The sequence below is a fragment of the Streptomyces sp. NPDC039423 genome (genome assembly GCF_055598725.1).
Window position 1 is genome coordinate 346,816 of sequence record NZ_JBVKAH010000004.1, and the last position, 15,758, is coordinate 362,573.

The 15,758-nt window shown below is 74.2% G+C and carries 12 protein-coding genes and 1 riboswitch; of the genes, 6 read left to right on the forward strand and 6 right to left on the reverse strand.

Annotation, left to right across the window (positions count from 1 at the left end; translation table 11 throughout):
- The first annotated feature begins 131 nt into the window (after positions 1–131).
- Positions 132–920 (forward strand): class E sortase, encoded by a 789-nt coding sequence (locus tag ACZ7LK_RS15745; protein WP_471141123.1) that lies wholly within the window; start codon positions 132–134, stop codon positions 918–920.
- Here ACZ7LK_RS15745 and ACZ7LK_RS15750 read toward each other — a convergent pair.
- On the reverse strand, positions 894–2,147 hold the full coding sequence (locus ACZ7LK_RS15750) for a cytochrome P450 (RefSeq protein WP_471141126.1): 1,254 nt from the start codon (positions 2,145–2,147) through the stop codon (positions 894–896). The two genes, ACZ7LK_RS15745 and ACZ7LK_RS15750, sit on opposite strands and share 27 nt — an antisense overlap.
- The gene (locus ACZ7LK_RS15755) at positions 2,144–2,920 is read right to left on the reverse strand and encodes an alpha/beta fold hydrolase (protein WP_392273565.1); all 777 of its coding nucleotides are present in this window, start codon (positions 2,918–2,920) and stop codon (positions 2,144–2,146) included. The genes ACZ7LK_RS15750 and ACZ7LK_RS15755 overlap by 4 nt, the downstream gene beginning before the upstream one ends.
- Positions 2,921–3,328: 408 nt before the next feature.
- Between ACZ7LK_RS15755 and ACZ7LK_RS15760 the strand changes: the two genes are divergently transcribed.
- Complete coding sequence (locus ACZ7LK_RS15760; RefSeq protein WP_471141130.1) at positions 3,329–5,557, forward strand: MMPL family transporter; 2,229 nt, start codon at positions 3,329–3,331, stop codon at positions 5,555–5,557.
- Here the strand turns inward: ACZ7LK_RS15760 and ACZ7LK_RS15765 are convergent.
- Both ACZ7LK_RS15765 and ACZ7LK_RS15770 read right to left on the reverse strand, forming a co-directional pair.
- A complete protein-coding gene (locus ACZ7LK_RS15765; RefSeq protein WP_392273563.1) occupies positions 5,530–6,255 on the reverse strand; it encodes a class I SAM-dependent methyltransferase in 726 nt (241 codons plus the stop codon). The two genes, ACZ7LK_RS15760 and ACZ7LK_RS15765, sit on opposite strands and share 28 nt — an antisense overlap.
- 13 nt (positions 6,256–6,268) lie before the next feature.
- Positions 6,269–7,522 (reverse strand): BtaA family protein, encoded by a 1,254-nt coding sequence (locus ACZ7LK_RS15770; protein ID WP_471141133.1) that lies wholly within the window; start codon positions 7,520–7,522, stop codon positions 6,269–6,271.
- Between the two features lie 191 nt (positions 7,523–7,713).
- On the opposite strand from ACZ7LK_RS15770, the gene ACZ7LK_RS15775 reads away from it, so the two are divergent.
- Positions 7,714–7,884, forward strand: coding sequence for a hypothetical protein (locus ACZ7LK_RS15775; RefSeq protein WP_392273561.1), 171 nt, complete (start codon positions 7,714–7,716; stop codon positions 7,882–7,884).
- A 224-nt stretch (positions 7,885–8,108) separates the two neighbouring features.
- Here the strand turns inward: ACZ7LK_RS15775 and ACZ7LK_RS15780 are convergent, their stop codons facing one another.
- The gene (locus ACZ7LK_RS15780) at positions 8,109–9,224 is read right to left on the reverse strand and encodes a S1 family peptidase (protein WP_392273560.1); all 1,116 of its coding nucleotides are present in this window, start codon (positions 9,222–9,224) and stop codon (positions 8,109–8,111) included.
- Positions 9,225–9,409: 185 nt separating this feature from the next.
- Between ACZ7LK_RS15780 and ACZ7LK_RS15785 the strand changes: the two genes are divergently transcribed.
- The 3 genes from ACZ7LK_RS15785 to ACZ7LK_RS15795 all read left to right on the forward strand — a co-directional run bounded on the left by ACZ7LK_RS15785 (position 9,410) and on the right by ACZ7LK_RS15795 (position 14,126).
- Positions 9,410–12,223, forward strand: coding sequence for a SpoIIE family protein phosphatase (locus ACZ7LK_RS15785; RefSeq protein ID WP_471141137.1), 2,814 nt, complete (start codon positions 9,410–9,412; stop codon positions 12,221–12,223).
- A 623-nt stretch (positions 12,224–12,846) separates the two neighbouring features.
- Positions 12,847–13,015: riboswitch (cyclic di-AMP (ydaO/yuaA leader) on the forward strand.
- A 3-nt stretch (positions 13,016–13,018) separates the two neighbouring features.
- On the forward strand, positions 13,019–13,807 hold the full coding sequence (locus ACZ7LK_RS15790) for a LysM peptidoglycan-binding domain-containing protein (RefSeq protein WP_392273558.1): 789 nt from the start codon (positions 13,019–13,021) through the stop codon (positions 13,805–13,807).
- 154 nt (positions 13,808–13,961) lie between these two features.
- Positions 13,962–14,126 carry a hypothetical protein gene (locus tag ACZ7LK_RS15795; RefSeq protein WP_392273557.1) on the forward strand — a complete coding sequence of 55 codons (165 nt, stop codon included), beginning with the start codon at positions 13,962–13,964 and terminating at the stop codon, positions 14,124–14,126.
- A gap of 28 nt (positions 14,127–14,154) precedes the next feature.
- Here the strand turns inward: ACZ7LK_RS15795 and ACZ7LK_RS15800 are convergent, their stop codons facing one another.
- The gene (locus tag ACZ7LK_RS15800; protein WP_392273556.1) at positions 14,155–15,756 is read right to left on the reverse strand and encodes a polyamine aminopropyltransferase; all 1,602 of its coding nucleotides are present in this window, start codon (positions 15,754–15,756) and stop codon (positions 14,155–14,157) included.
- Positions 15,757–15,758: the final 2 nt, after the last annotated feature.

Consider the following 15,758-nt stretch of genomic DNA (forward strand, 5'->3'; position numbering starts at 1 on the left):
CTGGGCCGGTGGCACGGAGTGAGGGCGGGGTCACGGCGTGCCCACGATTCGCCGACGGGGCTGTTCAGGGAACACGTGTCCGGTTTACGTTGGTGTGGCCCGCCCTGTCCCGGCTATCGATCCGGAGCCCCATGCACAGCGCCCGTACCGCTTCCGCCGCGCTCACCGGCGCCCTCGTCGTCGCGCTCGTCGGCTGTGCCGCCACGGGCAGCGGAGCGGCCGAGCGGCCGGCCGGCCCGGCCCCCGGCTCCGCCTCGGCGACGGCTCCGGTGACGGCGGCGGCGACGGCGACGGCGGCCTCGACCCCGGTGGCGCCCGTCGGCGGGCCGGCGCCCGGGACGCCCCGGGCGGCACCGCCCGTCGCGCCCTCCCCCGAGCCGTCCCCCGACGACCCGGCCCGCTCCGAGGCCGCCGTGCTGGCCGTTCCGGCGATCGGCGTCGAGAACCTGCGGGTCGTGCCGTACGAGGGGACGACCGACGACTGGCCCGGGACCCGGATCCAGAACCGGGGCGTGGCCGCCGGCCCGTACGGCCCGCACGGCGGCGTGGGGCCCGGCGAGGTCGGGAACTACCTGGTCACCGCGCACCGGCTGTCCGCCGGTGGTCCGCTGCGGGACCTGCCGGAGCTCCGGGTGGGCGCGTCGGTGTTCGTCACCTCGGGCGGCACCGTGTACGAGTACCGGATCACCGGGACCCGGAAGACGTCGTTCCGCTCGGAGCGCTCCCTCGCCGAGCAGCGCGCCGCCGTGCCCGGCCGGCCCGGCGAGCGGCCGGTCAAGGCGATGATCACCCTCTCCACCTGCGCGACGCCCGAGGACAACGCCGACGGGAACTTCTGGCGGGACGCCAAGGGCAACCCGGAGCACCGCATCGACAAGGTGGGCGTGCTGGTGTCAGCCGAGAAGGCGAAGGGGCAGTGACTTCAGGCCGTTGATGAAGTGGGAGACCAGCCGCCGCGGCGGCGGGCCCGGTTCGTACGGCGGCAGGACCCGCAGCACCTCCTCGTGGAACACCCGTAGCTGGAGCCGGGCGAAGTGGGCGCCCAGGCACACATGCGGCCCGTCGCCGAACGACACGTGCGGGTTCGGCGAACGGGCCAGGTCCAGCCGGTGCGGCTGCGGGAAGACCCGCTCGTCGTGGTTGGCGGAGGCGTGGAAGACCACGACCTTGTCCCCCCGGCGCACCCGTCGGCCGCGCAGGACGTGGTCCTCGGCCGCCGTGCGGCGGATGTGCAGGACGGGCGGGTGGACCCGCAGCAGTTCCTCGACGGCGGTGCCGATGGAGAACTCCCCCGCGCGCAGCCCGTGCTGGGCGTCCGGGTGGGCGGCGAGCGTGAGCAGCCCGCCGGGGGCGGCGCTGCGGACCGTGTCGTTCCCGGCGACGGTGAGCAGGAAGAAGGACATCTCCAGTTCGCCGTCGGACAGGTCGGCGTGGGCGAGCGAGGTGAGGACGTCGTCCCCGGGACGGGCGCGCTTGTGGGCCGCGAGGTCCCGGGCGTAGCCGAACATCTCCTCCAGCATGGCGGGTGAGCGCGGGTTGACGGGTGTGCCGTCGGGGCCGAGCACCGGTGGCTCGTCGGGGTCCTGGTAGGCGATCACGCGCTCGGTCCAGCCGAGCAGCAGGCCCCGGTCGCCGCGCGGCACGCCGAGCAGGTCGGTGAGGTTGAGCAGGGCGTACTCGTCGGTGACGGCGCGCACGGCGTCGACGGTGCCGTCGCCGTCCCGCGCGGTGGTGTGCGCGGCGGTGAGCAGCGCGCGGGCCCGGCGGCGGACGTCGGCCTCGAAGCGGGCGACCCGCCCGGGGGTGAAGGCGCGGCTCACCGGACGGCGCAGCCTGCCGTGGCCGGGCGGGTCCTGGTTGAGCATCATGCGCCGGATGAAGGGCAGGTCGGCCGGGTCGGGGTCGCGGATCTGCGTGGCGCCCAGCCAGGAGGAGTAGCGGCGGGTGTCCTTGAGGATGTGTACGACGTCGCGGTGCCGGGTCACCGCCCAGAAGCCGGGCCCGGCGGGCCAGCCGAGCACCTCGTACTCGTCCTGCCGGGCCACCGGATGGTGGTCGCGCAGCTCCCGGTAGGCGTCGTGCGGGATGCCGCGCGCGTACAGCCGGGGGTCGAACACGTCGGGCACCGCCCGGGGCGGGACGGTCACGCGGGGCCGTCCGCGCGGAGGAAGTCCTCGACGACCCGGACGAGTTCGAGGGGCGTCTCGTCCATGGCGTAGTGGCCGGCGCGGGGCAGCTCGGTGACCCGGCCCTTGGGGTAACAGCGCAGCCAGGTGCGGCGCATCAGCTCGGCGCCGAGCGCCGGGTCGAGCGAGCCGACGACGGCGAGGGCGGGGACGTCGTTCCCGGCCACCTCGGTGTGGAAGTCCTCGCGGGCCCAGGAGTCGAGCCAGGCCCGGAACGCCTTGGCGTCGCTGCGGTCCAGGGAGCGGGCCACCATCCGGTCGAGCCAGGCGTCGGGGCGGTTGCCGCCGGTGGTGGCGTCGATGATGGCGCGGCGGTTGGCGGGGGCGTCGGCGGCGCCGGCGAACAGGTCCCACTGCTCGGGCGGCATCAGCAGTCCCCCGGCGGGGACCGGGGAGATACCGACCAGCCGGCGGACGCGGCCGGGCGCGGCGGCCAGGACGCGCTGGGCGACACTGCCGCCCATGGAGTGGCCGACGACCGAGAACCGGTCCCAGCCGAGCCGGTCCGCGAGGGCCAGCAGGTCCTCGGCCGCCTCCCGGGTGGTGTACGCGCCGGGGGCGTCCTTGGCCTCCCCGTAGCCGCGCAGGTCGACCAGCGCGTAGGTGAAGGCCGTCCGGTCGAGGTCGGGCAGGACGGGGGCGTAGGCGGTGCGGTCGGCGAGCCAGCCGTGGACGGCGAGGACGCGATGGGGTCCGTCACCGGTCAGGTGGTGGGGCAGCGGGAAGGGGGCCACGGTCGCTCCGATCGGGAGGGGACGACGGGACGGGTTCACCTTGTCCCGGTCCGGGCCGCCCCACAAGACCGCGAAAGGGTTACCCGGTCGCCGGGGCGGGCGGTGGAGGGCGGTCCCGTCCGGTCTCCGGGCCGGGCGGTGGAGGGCGGTCCCCTCCGGTCTCCGGGCCGGGCGGTGGCGGGAGGTCCCCTCCGGTCGCCGGGCCGGGCGGTAGAGGGCGCACCGACCTCTGAGGGCCGGTGGGGCAACGGCGGGTGCGGGCCCGGCGGGCGCTTCCGCCGTCCGAGTACACCCCCCGGGTCGCGGCGGCCGCGCCGGAGACCGGTGTGGGAGGTTGGGGAGTCCGAGTCCGGCCGGGGTGACGGCTCCGGGGCGAAGGCGTCAGGAGAACATGTGCGGTCCGGGATCGTGAAACGGAACCTCAGGCTCCTGCCCGCCGACCCGCTGGGCGCCCTCGCCGGTCTGGTCCTGCGCTTCCCCGTCCGCACCCTGGTGCTGACCGGCTGCGCGCTGCTGGTCGCGGCGGTCACCGCCGTGGGGGTGAACGAGAACCTCTACCACGGCGGTACGACGGCACCGGGCGCCGAGTGGGCGCGGGCGGAGCACACGCTCTCCACCGCGTTCCGCAGCGGCAGCCCCACGGTCACCCTGGTGGCGACGGCCGGCCCCGGCGGTTCGGTGGACGACCCGGCGTCGGTGGCCGCGGGGACGCGGCTGGCCGAGCGGGCGCGCCGGCTGCCGAAGGTGGTGGAGGTCCGCTCGTACTGGCCGGGCCGTCCCGCCGCGCTGCGCGGCCGTGACGGGCGCTCGGCCCTGGTGCTGCTGCGGGTGGCGAGCGGTGAGGCGACGGCGCACAGGGACGTGGAGCCGCTGCTGCGCGAGCTGACGGGCCGCCACGGGCCGCTGGCGGTGGGCGCGACGGGGGCCACGCCGGTGGGGCTGGCGATCGAGCGGCAGAGCCGGCTGGACCTCCGGCGCACCGAGCTGCTCGCCGCGCCGCTGACCGCCGCCGTGCTCGTGGGCGTCTTCGGAGGTGTGGTCGCGGCCGGCCTGGCGCTGCTGGTGGGCCTGTGCGCGGTGGTGGGGGCGGTCGCGTTCCTGACCGGACTGTCCCAGCTCACGACGGTGTCGGTGATCGCGCTGAACCTGACCACGGCGCTGGGGTTCGCGCTGGCGGTGGACTTCAGCCTGTTCATGATGGCCCGGTACCGCGAGGAGCGGGCGCGGTACCGCGACGAGCCCGATCCGGGCGAGGCCGCGCACCAGGCGCTGGTGGCCACGGTGTGCAGCACGGGCCGCACGGTGGTGTGCTCCGCGCTGACGGTGATCGGGAGCCTGGCGGCGCTGCTGGTGTTCCCGCTCGACATGCTGCGGTCGGTGGCGTACGGCGGCATCACGGTGGTGGCGCTGAGCGCGCTGCTCGCCGTCACCGCGCTGCCGGCGGCGCTCGTCCTGCTCGGTCCCCGTGTCGACGCGCTGTCGGTGCGCCGCCGCCGGCCGTGGACGACCCCGGACGGCGGCCGCTGGTACCGCCTCGCCCACGCGGTGATGCGCCGCCCGGTGCCGGTGGTGCTGGTGCTGGGCGCGCTGCTGACGGCCCTGGTGCTGCCGTTCACGGACGCCCGGTTCGGCACGTTCGACGACCGGGCGCTGCCCGCCGGTTCGGCGACGCGCCGGGCCACGGACACCGTGCGCCGCGACTTCGACCACCACGCCCTGAACCCCGTGCAGGTGGCGCTGCCCGGGCTGGACGCCCGCGCCGGGGCGGCCGCGCTGGACGGCTACGCCCGGCGGCTGGCCCGGCTGGAGCACGTGGCCCGGGTGGAGACGGCCACCGGGACGTACCGGGAGGGCCGGCGGGTGGCGCCCCCGGTGCCCGGGCACGGTTACGCCTCGGGGGCCGGTGCGTGGGCGGCGGTCGTCACCGACGTCGGTCCCGAGACGGCGGAGGGCGTGTCGGTGGTACGGGCGGTACGGGCGGTCTCGTCGCCGGTGCCGGCGCTGGTGGGCGGCACGCAGGCGTGGCTCGCCGACCTCGCGGACGCCATCCGGGCACGGCTGGTGCCGGCGCTGTCGCTGATCGCGGTGGTGACGCTGCTGTTGCTGGGGTGGTGCACGCGCAGTGTGGTGCTCCCGCTGAAGGCGCTCGTCCTGAACGTGCTGAGCCTGAGCGCCACTTTCGGGGTCATGGTGCTGGTGTTCCAGGAGGGGCACTTGAGTGGGTGGCTCGGCGGGTTCACGGTGACGGGGGTGACCGACACCGTGGTGCCGGTGCTGGTGCTGTGCGTGGCCTTCGGGCTGTCGATGGACTACGAGGTGCTGCTGCTGTCGCGGACCGTGGAGGAGCACGGGGCGGGGGCGCCGACACGGCGGGCCGTGGCGCGTGCCGTGCAGCACACGGCCGGGCTGTTCACGGCGTCCGCGCTGGTCGTGGTCGTGGTGATGGCGGCGCTCGCGGCGTCCGGCCTGCTGCTGCTGAAGGTGGTGGGGGTGGGCCTGGCGGTGGCGGTGTTCGTGGACGCCACGGTGATCCGGCTGCTGCTGGCCCCCGCACTGATGGCGCTGCTGGGCCGGGCCAACTGGTGGGTCCCGGCCCTGCGTCCCGCGCCTCAGTCCCTGGTGCCGGTGAAGAGGTAGGTGGGCACCCGGGCCGGCAGGTACGGGACCGGGGAGAGGCGTTCGCGCACGTGCACGGGGGTGAACCGGGCACACAGGTAGGGCAGATGGTCGGGCGACAGGAAGACGTTGTTGTGGCTGAACCAGGCGGGCCACAGGTGCCGCCGCCACGCGGCGTGGCGGACGCCGCCGGAGGGCTGCTTGCGCGAGACGTAGAAGTCGCAGACGGCGAGGGTCCCGCCGGGCCGGAGGATGGCCCGGGCGTGGTCCACGGCCGTGAACCAGTCGGGCATCATCGTCAGCGCGTAGGAAAACACCACGACGTCGGCCCGCCCCTCCGGGGGCCGGTAGTCGGTGGCGCTCGCGAGGACGGTCTCCACGTTGTCCCAGCCGGACCGTTCGACGCGGTCGCGTGCCACGGCCAGCATCGAGGCGGAGACGTCGACGAGCGTGATGCGCCCGTACTCCTTGCGGCGCCGCTCGTCGAGGTGGGCGATGTTGCTGCCGGTGCCGGCGCCCATGTCGACCAGGTGGCCGCCAGGCGCGGCGGGAAGCAGGCCGACCAGTTCACGGCGGCCGTGCAGGAGCCGTTCGCGAAAGGCGTCGTAGTCGGCGGCCGTGGAACGGTAGTAGGACTCCATGCGCTCGGCCGGTGTGGTGCCGGCGACGCGCGGGAAAGCCATGTGGCGGATGGTGCGCAGGTCGGACCGGATTCCCATGGATGCTCCTCGCTCAGGGCAGGTCGGCGATGTGGAAGCTGCCGTAGGTGTGCACCCTGTCCCGCTCGTGCAGCCGGGCGGCGAGTTCCGGGTAACGCCGGAGCAGGTCCGTCAGCCGCCGGGTGCGTCCGTCGTGGCGGACGCGTACGGGGTCGAGGTAGCGGGTGGTCAGTCCGGCGCTGCGATAGATCACACGGGCGCCCGGGCGGGCGGCGTCCACGATGGCCTGCCACTCCTCGGCCAGCCCGGGCTGGTCGCGCCAGCCCATCCAGTCCATGTGGTCCAGCAGGACGAACTTCGAGACGTCCGGCCGGGGCGCGGTCCGGGAGAGGAACCCGGTGACGGTCGCGGTGCGCACGTCCAGGCGCGGCAGGGCGTCCCGGAGACGAACGAAGTTGCCGGCCTTCAGATACTCGGGACAGCAGGTCTCCGTGTACGAACCGGTGATGTAGGCGCGCCAGAAGTAGTTGTCGGCCAGGGGCAGCCGGCCGAAGATGGCGTCCAGTCCGTCGTGCACGAGCTGGGCGGTGCCGCCCGCGTACTCGTCGGCGATCTCCCGGCGCTGCTCCGGCGGGACGCCCGCCAGGTTCAGGGCGACCGGCTGTGCGGCGAGCCGCGCCGCCGACCAGAGCCGGTCGCGCAGCCGGGACTCGTAGATGTGCCGCTGCCGTTCCAGGGTGGGCGCGGCCAGCAGCTCGTCCAGGTCCGGGCCGAGGCCCTGGAAGCGGCGCAGGAAGAGCATCAGGCCCTTGGCGAGGAAGCCGGACGTGCCCCGGTAGTAGAAGGAGTTGCGCCAGCCTCGGCCCGCGAAGGCCTCGATGTACCCGTCCCAGAACCGCTGTGCGAAGGGGGACAGGTCCGGTCGCAGCGCGTCCCGGTAGAGCCGGTGGGCGTGTACCGATCGCCCGGTGCCGAACAGTTCGAAGAACGCGTCGTGCGACAGGCGCCGGACGCCGGCGGCCTTCAGTTCCAGCAGGGCGTTCTGGCGCGGGTTGACATCGACGGCGGTGACCCTGCCGGCTCCGGCGAGCAGGTAGTCCAGGGCGTTGCAGCCGCCGCTGGTGATGACCAGGACATGGTCGTCGGGTCCGATGCCGAGGGCGGCGCGGTCGAGCGCCGGGTCCTCCCAGCACGCGTTGTAGACCAGTTTCCGGTCGTGGAGGGCGCTGAACACCCGCCCTGCCAGCGGGGTGCCCGCGCGGGGCCCCGGCAGCGCCGGGGGGTGGTCGGCGACCGGCGTCACATCGGCGGTGGGGTACGAGGACATGCCTCTCACCTTGCTGGATGGGGCGCCCCGGCCGGTGCGGGGACACCCGGATTCGCCCGGGCGGCGGAACGCCGGGCGGTGACGCGCTGGGCCGGGCGGGCGGTTTCCGGCGCCGTCCGGCCCGGCGCGGACGCCTCGCGGGACCCGCCGGGTGGACGCTGTCCGGTGGACCGAGCGAGGGAGGAACGGGGATGGGACGGCGACCACGACGGGCGGTGACGCCCGTGGGCCTGGCCGGAACGGCCCTCGCCCTGGCCGCGCTCGCCCTGGTGGCACGCGGCGCCCCCCGGCGCCCGTCACCACCCCGCCGCGAGGCCCCCACCAGGATCCGGACCCCCCTGCTGCTCATTCCCGGGGCCTGACCCCGGGCGGGCGGGGCGCGGCTCGCCCCGGGCCGGAAGGGACGGCCCCACCGCCCGGGTACGCACCCGCCCCTCCCCCGGCCGCCCGGCCCATGGGCCCGCACCGGCGTCCGGGGGAGGCCCCGGGGCGGTACCCATAGGCCCCCGGACGCCCGGCAAGGGCTCCGGGAGGCGGTTCGGACCGGGAGGGACCGGGCGCGGCGCCCGGGCGACCGGTGCGGCGGTCAGCCGTTGCCGATGCGGGCGCCGACCGCGGCGAGGGCGGTCGTCACGGGCTGGAAGAACGTCTCACCGCCCACGTCGCAGTTGCCGCTGCCGCCCGAGGTGAGGCCGATGGCGTCGCCCTCCCGGGTGAAGAGGGAGCCGCCGCTGTCGCCGGGCTCGGCGCACACGTTGGTCTGGATGAGCCCGGTGACGGTGCCCTCGGGGTAGTTCACGGTGGCGTTCAGGCCCGTGACCTGCCCGTCCCGCAGCCCCGTGGTGCTGCCCATCCGGAAGACCTGCTGCCCGACCGCCGCCTCGGCCGCCTGCCGGATCTCCAGCTTCCGGCCGCCGCCCACGTCGACGGCGCTCGGCGCCTCCGCGTTGGGGTCGTCGTACGTGACCAGGCCGAAGTCGCCCTGGCCGGGGAAGACGCTCTCCTGCACCGAGCCGAGCGGCGTGCCGTTCTGGTCGGCCCACTGCTGGGAGGCGGCGGTGCAGTGACCGGCGGTGAGGAAGGCGTTGGCGCCGTCCTGGGTGGTCACGTTGAACCCCAGCGAGCAGCGCGAGCCGCCGCCGAAGATGGCGTCACCGCCGTCGACGAACGGCTTGAACTCCCCCTTGGACTTCTGGATGCGGGCCATGCCCTCGCCCAGTGAGGCGACCGTGGACTCCAGCTTGTCCCAGCGTTCACCGGTGACCGTGCGGTCGGCGGTGACGAGGACCTGGTTCGTCCGGGGGTCGAGGGCCCAGGCCGTCCCGGGGATGCCGGCCTTCCGGGACAGCGTCCGGGTCGCCGCCGTCAGCTCGCCGGTGCTGTGCTCCACGTCCCGGGCGACCGCGCCCGCCCGCTCGACCGCGGCCTTGTCGGTGCCGTCGCCGTCCGCCACGTTGACGACGAGCCGGCGCGCGGCCTTGTCGTAGTAGGCCCCGGCGTACGAGTCGCCGAGGGACTGGCCCAGTTGCCTGGCCACCTGTGCGGCGGACGCGGCGCTCATGGTCGTGGCGGTCGCCGTCCCCGGTGCGGGGCCGGACTGTGAGGCGTTGGCGTTGGGCAGCAGGATCGCCGCCGCGACAATGCCGACCGCCCCGGCTCCCGCCAGGACGGCTTTTCGCTTGGGTATGCGCCTGTGACTCAACTCCGCTGCTCCTGCTGGTGGTTCGGACTCCGGTCGCCGACGGCGGCCGGGGGACGCGTCCGCCCCTAGGTACGGGCGGCGCGGCGGATGTGTTCACCCCGGCTCCGCTTTCCCGGTACGGCGACGGGGGCCGGGCGTGCGCCCGTGGGTCGCTGCGCATGAGGGAGCGGTGTTAGAAATGGTTCATGAGCGGACGTCTCGGACGGACCAGGCGGGCGTCGGGCCGCCCGGTCCCGGGACGCGCGCCGGACGCTCCGGACGCTCCGGACCGGCCCCGGGGCAGGGCCCGTCCCGGCGCGGCCGGACGGCCGCCCGGTGAGGGGATGCGGTCCCTGCTGGGCGTGCGCAGCGTCGCCGGTCAGGTGCTGCTGCTCCAGGTGCTGGTGGCGGTGCTGCTGATCACGGCCGCGGTGGTGGGACTGGCGTTCCAGGCGCGCTACGACGGGGAGCAGGACGCCCAGAACCGTTCGCTCGCCACCGCCGAGTCCTTCGCCGACGCGCCGGGCACGATCGATGCGCTGAGGTCCGCCGATCCGACCGCCGCGCTCCAGGCCGCGGTGGTGCGGGCACGCAACGGCTCCGGCGTGGACTTCATCTCCGTGATGCGGCCCGACGGGACGCGCGTCGCCGACAACGAACGCTCGCTGATCGGTGTCCGTGCCGAGGGCGTCGAGCGCGCCACGGCGGGGACCGCGTTCACCGAGATCTTCGAAGGTGCCCCGAACGACGCGGCCCGGGCGGTCGTGCCCGTCACCGCCCCCGACGGGTCGGTGGCCGGCCTGGTGAGCGCGGGGGTCTCCATCGAGAACGTCGGGGACTCCGTCAACCGGCACCTCCCGGTGCTCTTCGCCTCCGCCGGTGCCGCGCTGGTGCTGGCGGTCGGCAGCTCGGCGCTGGTCAGCAGGCGGCTGCGGCGCCAGACGCACGGGCTCGGGCCGACCGAGATGACCCGGATGTACGAACACCACGACGCCGTTCTGCACGCGGCGCGCGAAGGGGTGCTCATCATCGGGGACGACGGCCGGCTGACCCTGGCCAACGACGAGGCGCGCCGGCTCCTGGAGCTGCCGCCGGACGCGGAGGGGCGCCCCGTCACGGCGCTCGGGCTGGACGAGAGCACCGCCGGGCTGCTGGCCTCGGGCCGTGCCGTGACCGACGAGGTGCACCTGGCCGGGGACCGGCTGCTGGCGGTCAACACCCGGCCGACCGCCCCGTACGGCGGGGCGGTCGGCACGGTCGCGACGCTGCGCGACACCACCGAGCTGCGCGCGGTGTCGGGGATGGCCGAGGTCGCGCGGGAGCGGCTGAGGCTGCTGTACGAGGCGGGCGTGCGGATCGGGACGACGCTGGATGTGGTACGCACCGCCGAGGAGCTGTCGGAGGTGACGGTCCCGGGGTTCGCGGACTTCGTGACGGTGGAGCTGCTGGATCCGGTGCTGCGGGGCGAGGAGCCGTCGGGCGGGCACACCGAGATGCGGCGCACCGCGGTGTGCGGGATCCGGGAGGACCACCCGCTCCAGCCGGTGGGCGACCTCGTCCGGTTCGCGGTGCCGACCACGCCGATGGCGGCGGCGCTGGCGGCCGGGCACGCGGTGCTGGAGGCCGACCTGAGCGTGGCGCACGGCTGGCGGGCGCAGGACCCGTCCGGGGCCGACGAGGCCCTCGCGTACGGCATCCACTCGCTGGTCACGGTGCCGTTGCAGGCACGCGGGGTGGTGCTGGGGATGGCCAACTTCTGGCGCTCGGAGCGTGCCGAGCCGTTCGAGGAGGAGGACCTCGCCTTCGCGGAGGAGGTGGCCGCCCGGGCCGCCGTGGCCGTCGACAACGCGCGGCGCTTCACCCGCGAGCACACCATGGCGGTCACCCTCCAGCGGAGCCTGCTGCCGCGGGTGCTGCCCGAGCAGAGCGCGCTGGACATCGCGTACCGCTACCTGCCCGCGCAGGCGGGGGTGGGCGGCGACTGGTTCGACGTCATCCCGCTCCCGGGGGCCCGGGTGGCCCTGGTGGTCGGCGACGTGGTGGGCCACGGTCTGCACGCCGCCGCCACGATGGGCCGGCTGCGGACCGCCGTGCACAACTTCTCCGCGCTGGACCTGCCGCCCGACGAACTGCTGGGCCATCTGGACGAGCTGGTCACCCGCATCGACCAGGAGGAGGGCGGGGACGGCAACGGGGAGGGCATCACGGGTGCCACCTGCCTGTACGCGATCTACGACCCGGCGACCGGCGGGTGCAGCGTGGCCACCGCCGGGCACTTCGTCCCGGCGCTGATCCGCCCGGACGGCACCGTGGACTGCCCCGAGGTGCCCGTCTTCCCGCCCCTGGGGCTGGGCGGGCTGCCGTTCGAGACGGCCGAGCTCCGGCTCGCCGAGGGCACCCAGCTCGTCCTGTACACCGACGGCCTGATCGAGCACCGGCGGCGGGACGTCGACATCGGTCTGCGGGAGCTGCACGAGACGCTGTCCGGTCACCCCGGCCGGCCGCCCGAGGAGACCTGCGAGGCCGTGTTCCGGGCCATGCTGCCGCCGCACCGCCGCGACGACATCGCCCTGCTGGTGGCCCGCACCACGCTGCTCGACCCGTCCAGGGTCGCCGACTGGGACGTGCCGGCCGACCCGGCGGCCGTCGCCGGCGTCCGGGCCGCGTGCGGCCGGAAGCTGGAGCAGTGGGGACTGGAGGACATCGGGTTCACCACCGAGCTGATGCTCAGTGAGCTGATCACCAACGCCATCCGGTACGGCTCGGAGCCCATCCGCGTGCGGATGCTGTACGAGCGCCGGCTGGTCTGCGAGGTGTCGGACGGCAGCAGCACCTCCCCCCACCTGCGGCGCGCGGCCACCACCGACGAAGGTGGGCGGGGACTGTTCCTGGTCTCCCAGTTCGCCGAACGGTGGGGCACCCGGTACACCCCGACCGGGAAGGTCATGTGGACCGAGCAGTCCCCGTCCGCGGGGCCCCGGCAGCCGGTGGAGCTGATGCTGGACGACATCTCCTGGTGAAGTGATCCATTCCCGCCGAATGGACGAGGGCCGTTTTGCTCCTTTCCCGCCGGCGCCGAATTCCTGAATGATCGCGGCGTTACCACGGGCCGGCCGGTACGCGTGGATCAATGGACGACCGGACCGCCGCAGGAAAGAAGCCGCGTCCGCTCCGGACGCCGTCGACAGGACTCGGCCCGTCTCCGCCTTGCTTTCGCGAGGCGTGAATGTGGGAAGGGGGCCGATGCCGCTCGTTCCCGGGGATCCACGGGAGTGTCGATCGGGGCGGCCATCCGTGGTTCGCGCCCGGCGCTCCTCGCGAGTGACCGGCGATCACCCGCCCAGTCGGCAGCCTTACGCCCCATTTACCCCGCGATGGGCTCTAAGCCGGTAACGCGGCATGTGCCCATGTCCAGCCATACATAGGCGACTTGTCGCCCTTCCGAGGTCCGCGTGATAAGCATCACCGCGCCCTGCCTCCACGAGCCCTCGCACATGCCCGTATTTCCGTATGGGAACTGCGAAGTTGACGGTCCACCACTTCACGGCGGTAACCGCGCGTGTGGAATTCCAGCCTTGTTCCGTGCGGCCTCTCTCGCTTACGGTCCCCTCAATCCGGATGGACCGCCGAATCCTGCCGCCGTCCGGTAACCCCACCCACTCACGGACCAACGGCAGGAGCGGGGGACCCAGGTAAGCCGCCGGCCCGGATCACACCGGAACGGCTCGGGGTGAAGTCGTGGTGAATACCACGGCCGGACATCTCCCGTCCGAACCCGACAGCTCACCTCGCAGGCGACGGAGAGGAATTTCGCCATGCCCGCAAAGGGTAAGCACCGTCGTGCCAAGAACAGCCCGCTCGCACGCCGCCTCCTGGCCGCGGGCACGGGTGGCGCGGCGCTCGCGCTGCCGATGATCGGTGCCACGGCCGCCGAGGCGGCACCGAGCGCGGCGCCCAGCGCCGTGCACGCGGTCACCACCGCCGTGTCCGCCGCGCCGGCCGCCACGACCGCCGCCAAGAAGGCCGGCACCGTCACGTACGCCGTCGTCGCGGGCGACTCCCTGTCCAAGATCGCGCGGGAGCAGGGGGTGAGCGGCGGCTGGAAGAAGCTCTACGACGACAACCGCAAGGCCATCGGTGCCGACCCGTCCCTGATCCGCCCCGGCCTGAAGCTGACCATCGCCGGCAAGGCCGCGGCCGCGCGCCCCTCCGCCGCCCCCGAGCGCGCCGACCGGTCCGCCGTACGCCAGGCCGCCCCGGCCGCCGCCAAGGCCGTGTCCTACCCGGACAACCTGGACGGCTGGATCCGCGAGGCGCTGGACATCATGGCCCAGCACGGCATCCCCGGCACGTACGAGGGCATCCACCGCAACATCATGCGCGAGTCCTCGGGCAACCCGCTCGCGATCAACAACTGGGACTCCAACGCCCTGGCCGGAACGCCCTCCAAGGGCCTCCTCCAGGTGATCGCCCCGACCTTCGAGGCCTACCACGTGCCGGGCACCTCGACCGACCTCTACGACCCGGTCGCCAACATCACCGCCGCCTGCAACTACGCGGCCGACCGGTACGGCTCGATCGACAACGTCAACGGCCCGTACTGATCCTCCCGCTCCCGCACCGGGGCCGGCCGCACCCTCGCGGCCGGCCCCGCCGGCGTTTCCGCCCGGGAACCACCGCACCACCGCACCGGCATTGCATAACCATGCCAAATCGTGCAAACTTACGCATACCGCGTTGTACGAGGAGTTTTCCCGCATGGCCCACGAAGCCGACCCGACCGCTCCCGCCCCCGCCCCCGCCCTCCGCATCGACATCACCCTGGCCCGGAACTGCCACGACTGCGGCGAATGGGGCACCGTGATCGACGCCCAGGGCCACGACCGGCCCTGCCCGGCCTGCCAGCGCCCCCGCCGCGGCTGACCCCTGCCGCCCTCACGGGCGGGCACGCTCAGTAGTTCTGCCACTCGTGGCGGGTGTACTCCAGCACCGCCGGGTCCATCAGAGTGCTGGCGCGGACGTCCTGGGGGCGCCGGTCGACGGGGAAGACGGTGGCGGCCGCGAGGACGTCGTCGTCGAGGAAGCGCAGCGGCGGGGCGTCGGCCGCGAGGCGCAGCTTCGGGGGCGGGCCGTCGGCGCCGGGGGTGGCGAGGACGAAGCCCCAGTTGCCGAAGCTGGGGACGTCGACCTGGTAGGGGGTGGTCGCGTAGCCGGCCTTCCCGATGGTGGCGGCGATGGACCAGTACGACTTGGGCGCGAAGAACGGCGACCCGCCCTGGACCATGACGCGGCTGTCGGGGGTCAGGACGCGGCCCAGCAGGTGGTAGAACTCGACGCTGTACAGCTTGGCGAGGGCGGCGGTGTCCGGGTCCGGGAAGTCGATGAGGACGGCGTCGTAGCGCCGGGTGGCGTCCCGCAGCCAGTTGAAGGCGTCGGCGTTGACGACGGTGACGCGCGGGTCGGACAGCGCGTGCCGGTTGAGGTCGAGCAGCGGGGCGAAGGTGCGGGCCAGCCGTGTCATGGCCGGGTCGAGGTCGACGAGGGTGACGGTGTCCACGTCGTCGTAGCGCAAAACCTCCCGGAGGGCCAGCGCGTCTCCGCCGCCCAGGATCAGCACGGAGGAGCGCTTCCCGGCGAGCGCGGGGTGGACCAGCGCCTCGTGGTAGCGGTACTCGTCCACGGACGAGAACTGGAGGTCGCCGTTGAGGAACAGCCGTGTGTCGGGCTGCCCGGTGAAGGCGGTGGAGCGGGTGACCACGATGTCCTGGTACGGCGTGGTCTCGGCGTGCACGATGGGGTCGCGGTAGAGCTGCTGGCGTGCCGTGACCTCGATGTCGTCGGCCAGGACGTACACCGTGGCGAGGACGGCGAGGACGCCGCCCGCGCCGGCCAGCAGCCCGTTGCGCACCATCGGGCGGGTTTCGCGGCGGAAGATCCACAGCACCACGACGACACCGGCGACGGCGTTGACGCCGCCCACCACCAGCGCGCCCTTGAGCTGGCCGAAGGCCGGCAGGAGCAGCAGGGGGAAGCACAGGCCGCCGGCCAGCGCGCCGACGTAGTCGGCGGCGAACATGTCGGCGACGGCGCTGCCGGCCTCCTGGCGCCTGATCCGCTGGAGGAGGGTCATCAGCAGCGGGATCTCGGCGCCGACCAGGAGCCCGACGACGAAGGAGACGACCACCATGGCGGGCATGTAGAGGCGCAGCCAGGCGAAGGCCATGTACAGGATGAGCACCGACAGGCCGCCGACCAGCGCGAGGAGGATCTCGACGAGGGCGAAGGCGCCGACCGCGCGCCCTTGCAGCGGCTTGGCCGCGAGGGACCCGATGCCCATGGCGAAGACCATGACGGAGATGACCACGGAGGTCTGCATCACGGAGTTGCCGATGAGGTAGCTGCCGAGGGCCGTCAGCGCCAGTTCGTAGACCAGGCCGCAGGCCGCGCAGACGAACACCGCGAGCAGCAGCAGGAAGCGCGTTCCCCGTGCGCGGGGCCCCGGCGGCCGGGGTCCGGCGGCCGGGGCGGTGCGGTCCAGGACGGTGGTGCCCATGC

What these genes read in the sequence shown, in the direction of transcription:
- ACZ7LK_RS15800 (WP_392273556.1), bottom strand. Translation starts at nt 15,756, where the DNA reads ATGGGCACCACCGTCCTGGACCGCACCGCCCCGGCCGCCGGACCCCGG.
- ACZ7LK_RS15765 (WP_392273563.1), bottom strand. Translation starts at nt 6,255, where the DNA reads ATGGGAATCCGGTCCGACCTGCGCACCATCCGCCACATGGCTTTCCCG.
- ACZ7LK_RS15790 (WP_392273558.1), top strand. Translation starts at nt 13,019, where the DNA reads ATGCCCGCAAAGGGTAAGCACCGTCGTGCCAAGAACAGCCCGCTCGCA.
- ACZ7LK_RS15795 (WP_392273557.1), top strand. Translation starts at nt 13,962, where the DNA reads ATGGCCCACGAAGCCGACCCGACCGCTCCCGCCCCCGCCCCCGCCCTC.
- ACZ7LK_RS15745 (WP_471141123.1), top strand. Translation starts at nt 132, where the DNA reads ATGCACAGCGCCCGTACCGCTTCCGCCGCGCTCACCGGCGCCCTCGTC.
- ACZ7LK_RS15775 (WP_392273561.1), top strand. Translation starts at nt 7,714, where the DNA reads ATGGGACGGCGACCACGACGGGCGGTGACGCCCGTGGGCCTGGCCGGA.
- ACZ7LK_RS15770 (WP_471141133.1), bottom strand. Translation starts at nt 7,522, where the DNA reads ATGTCCTCGTACCCCACCGCCGATGTGACGCCGGTCGCCGACCACCCC.
- ACZ7LK_RS15785 (WP_471141137.1), top strand. Translation starts at nt 9,410, where the DNA reads ATGAGCGGACGTCTCGGACGGACCAGGCGGGCGTCGGGCCGCCCGGTC.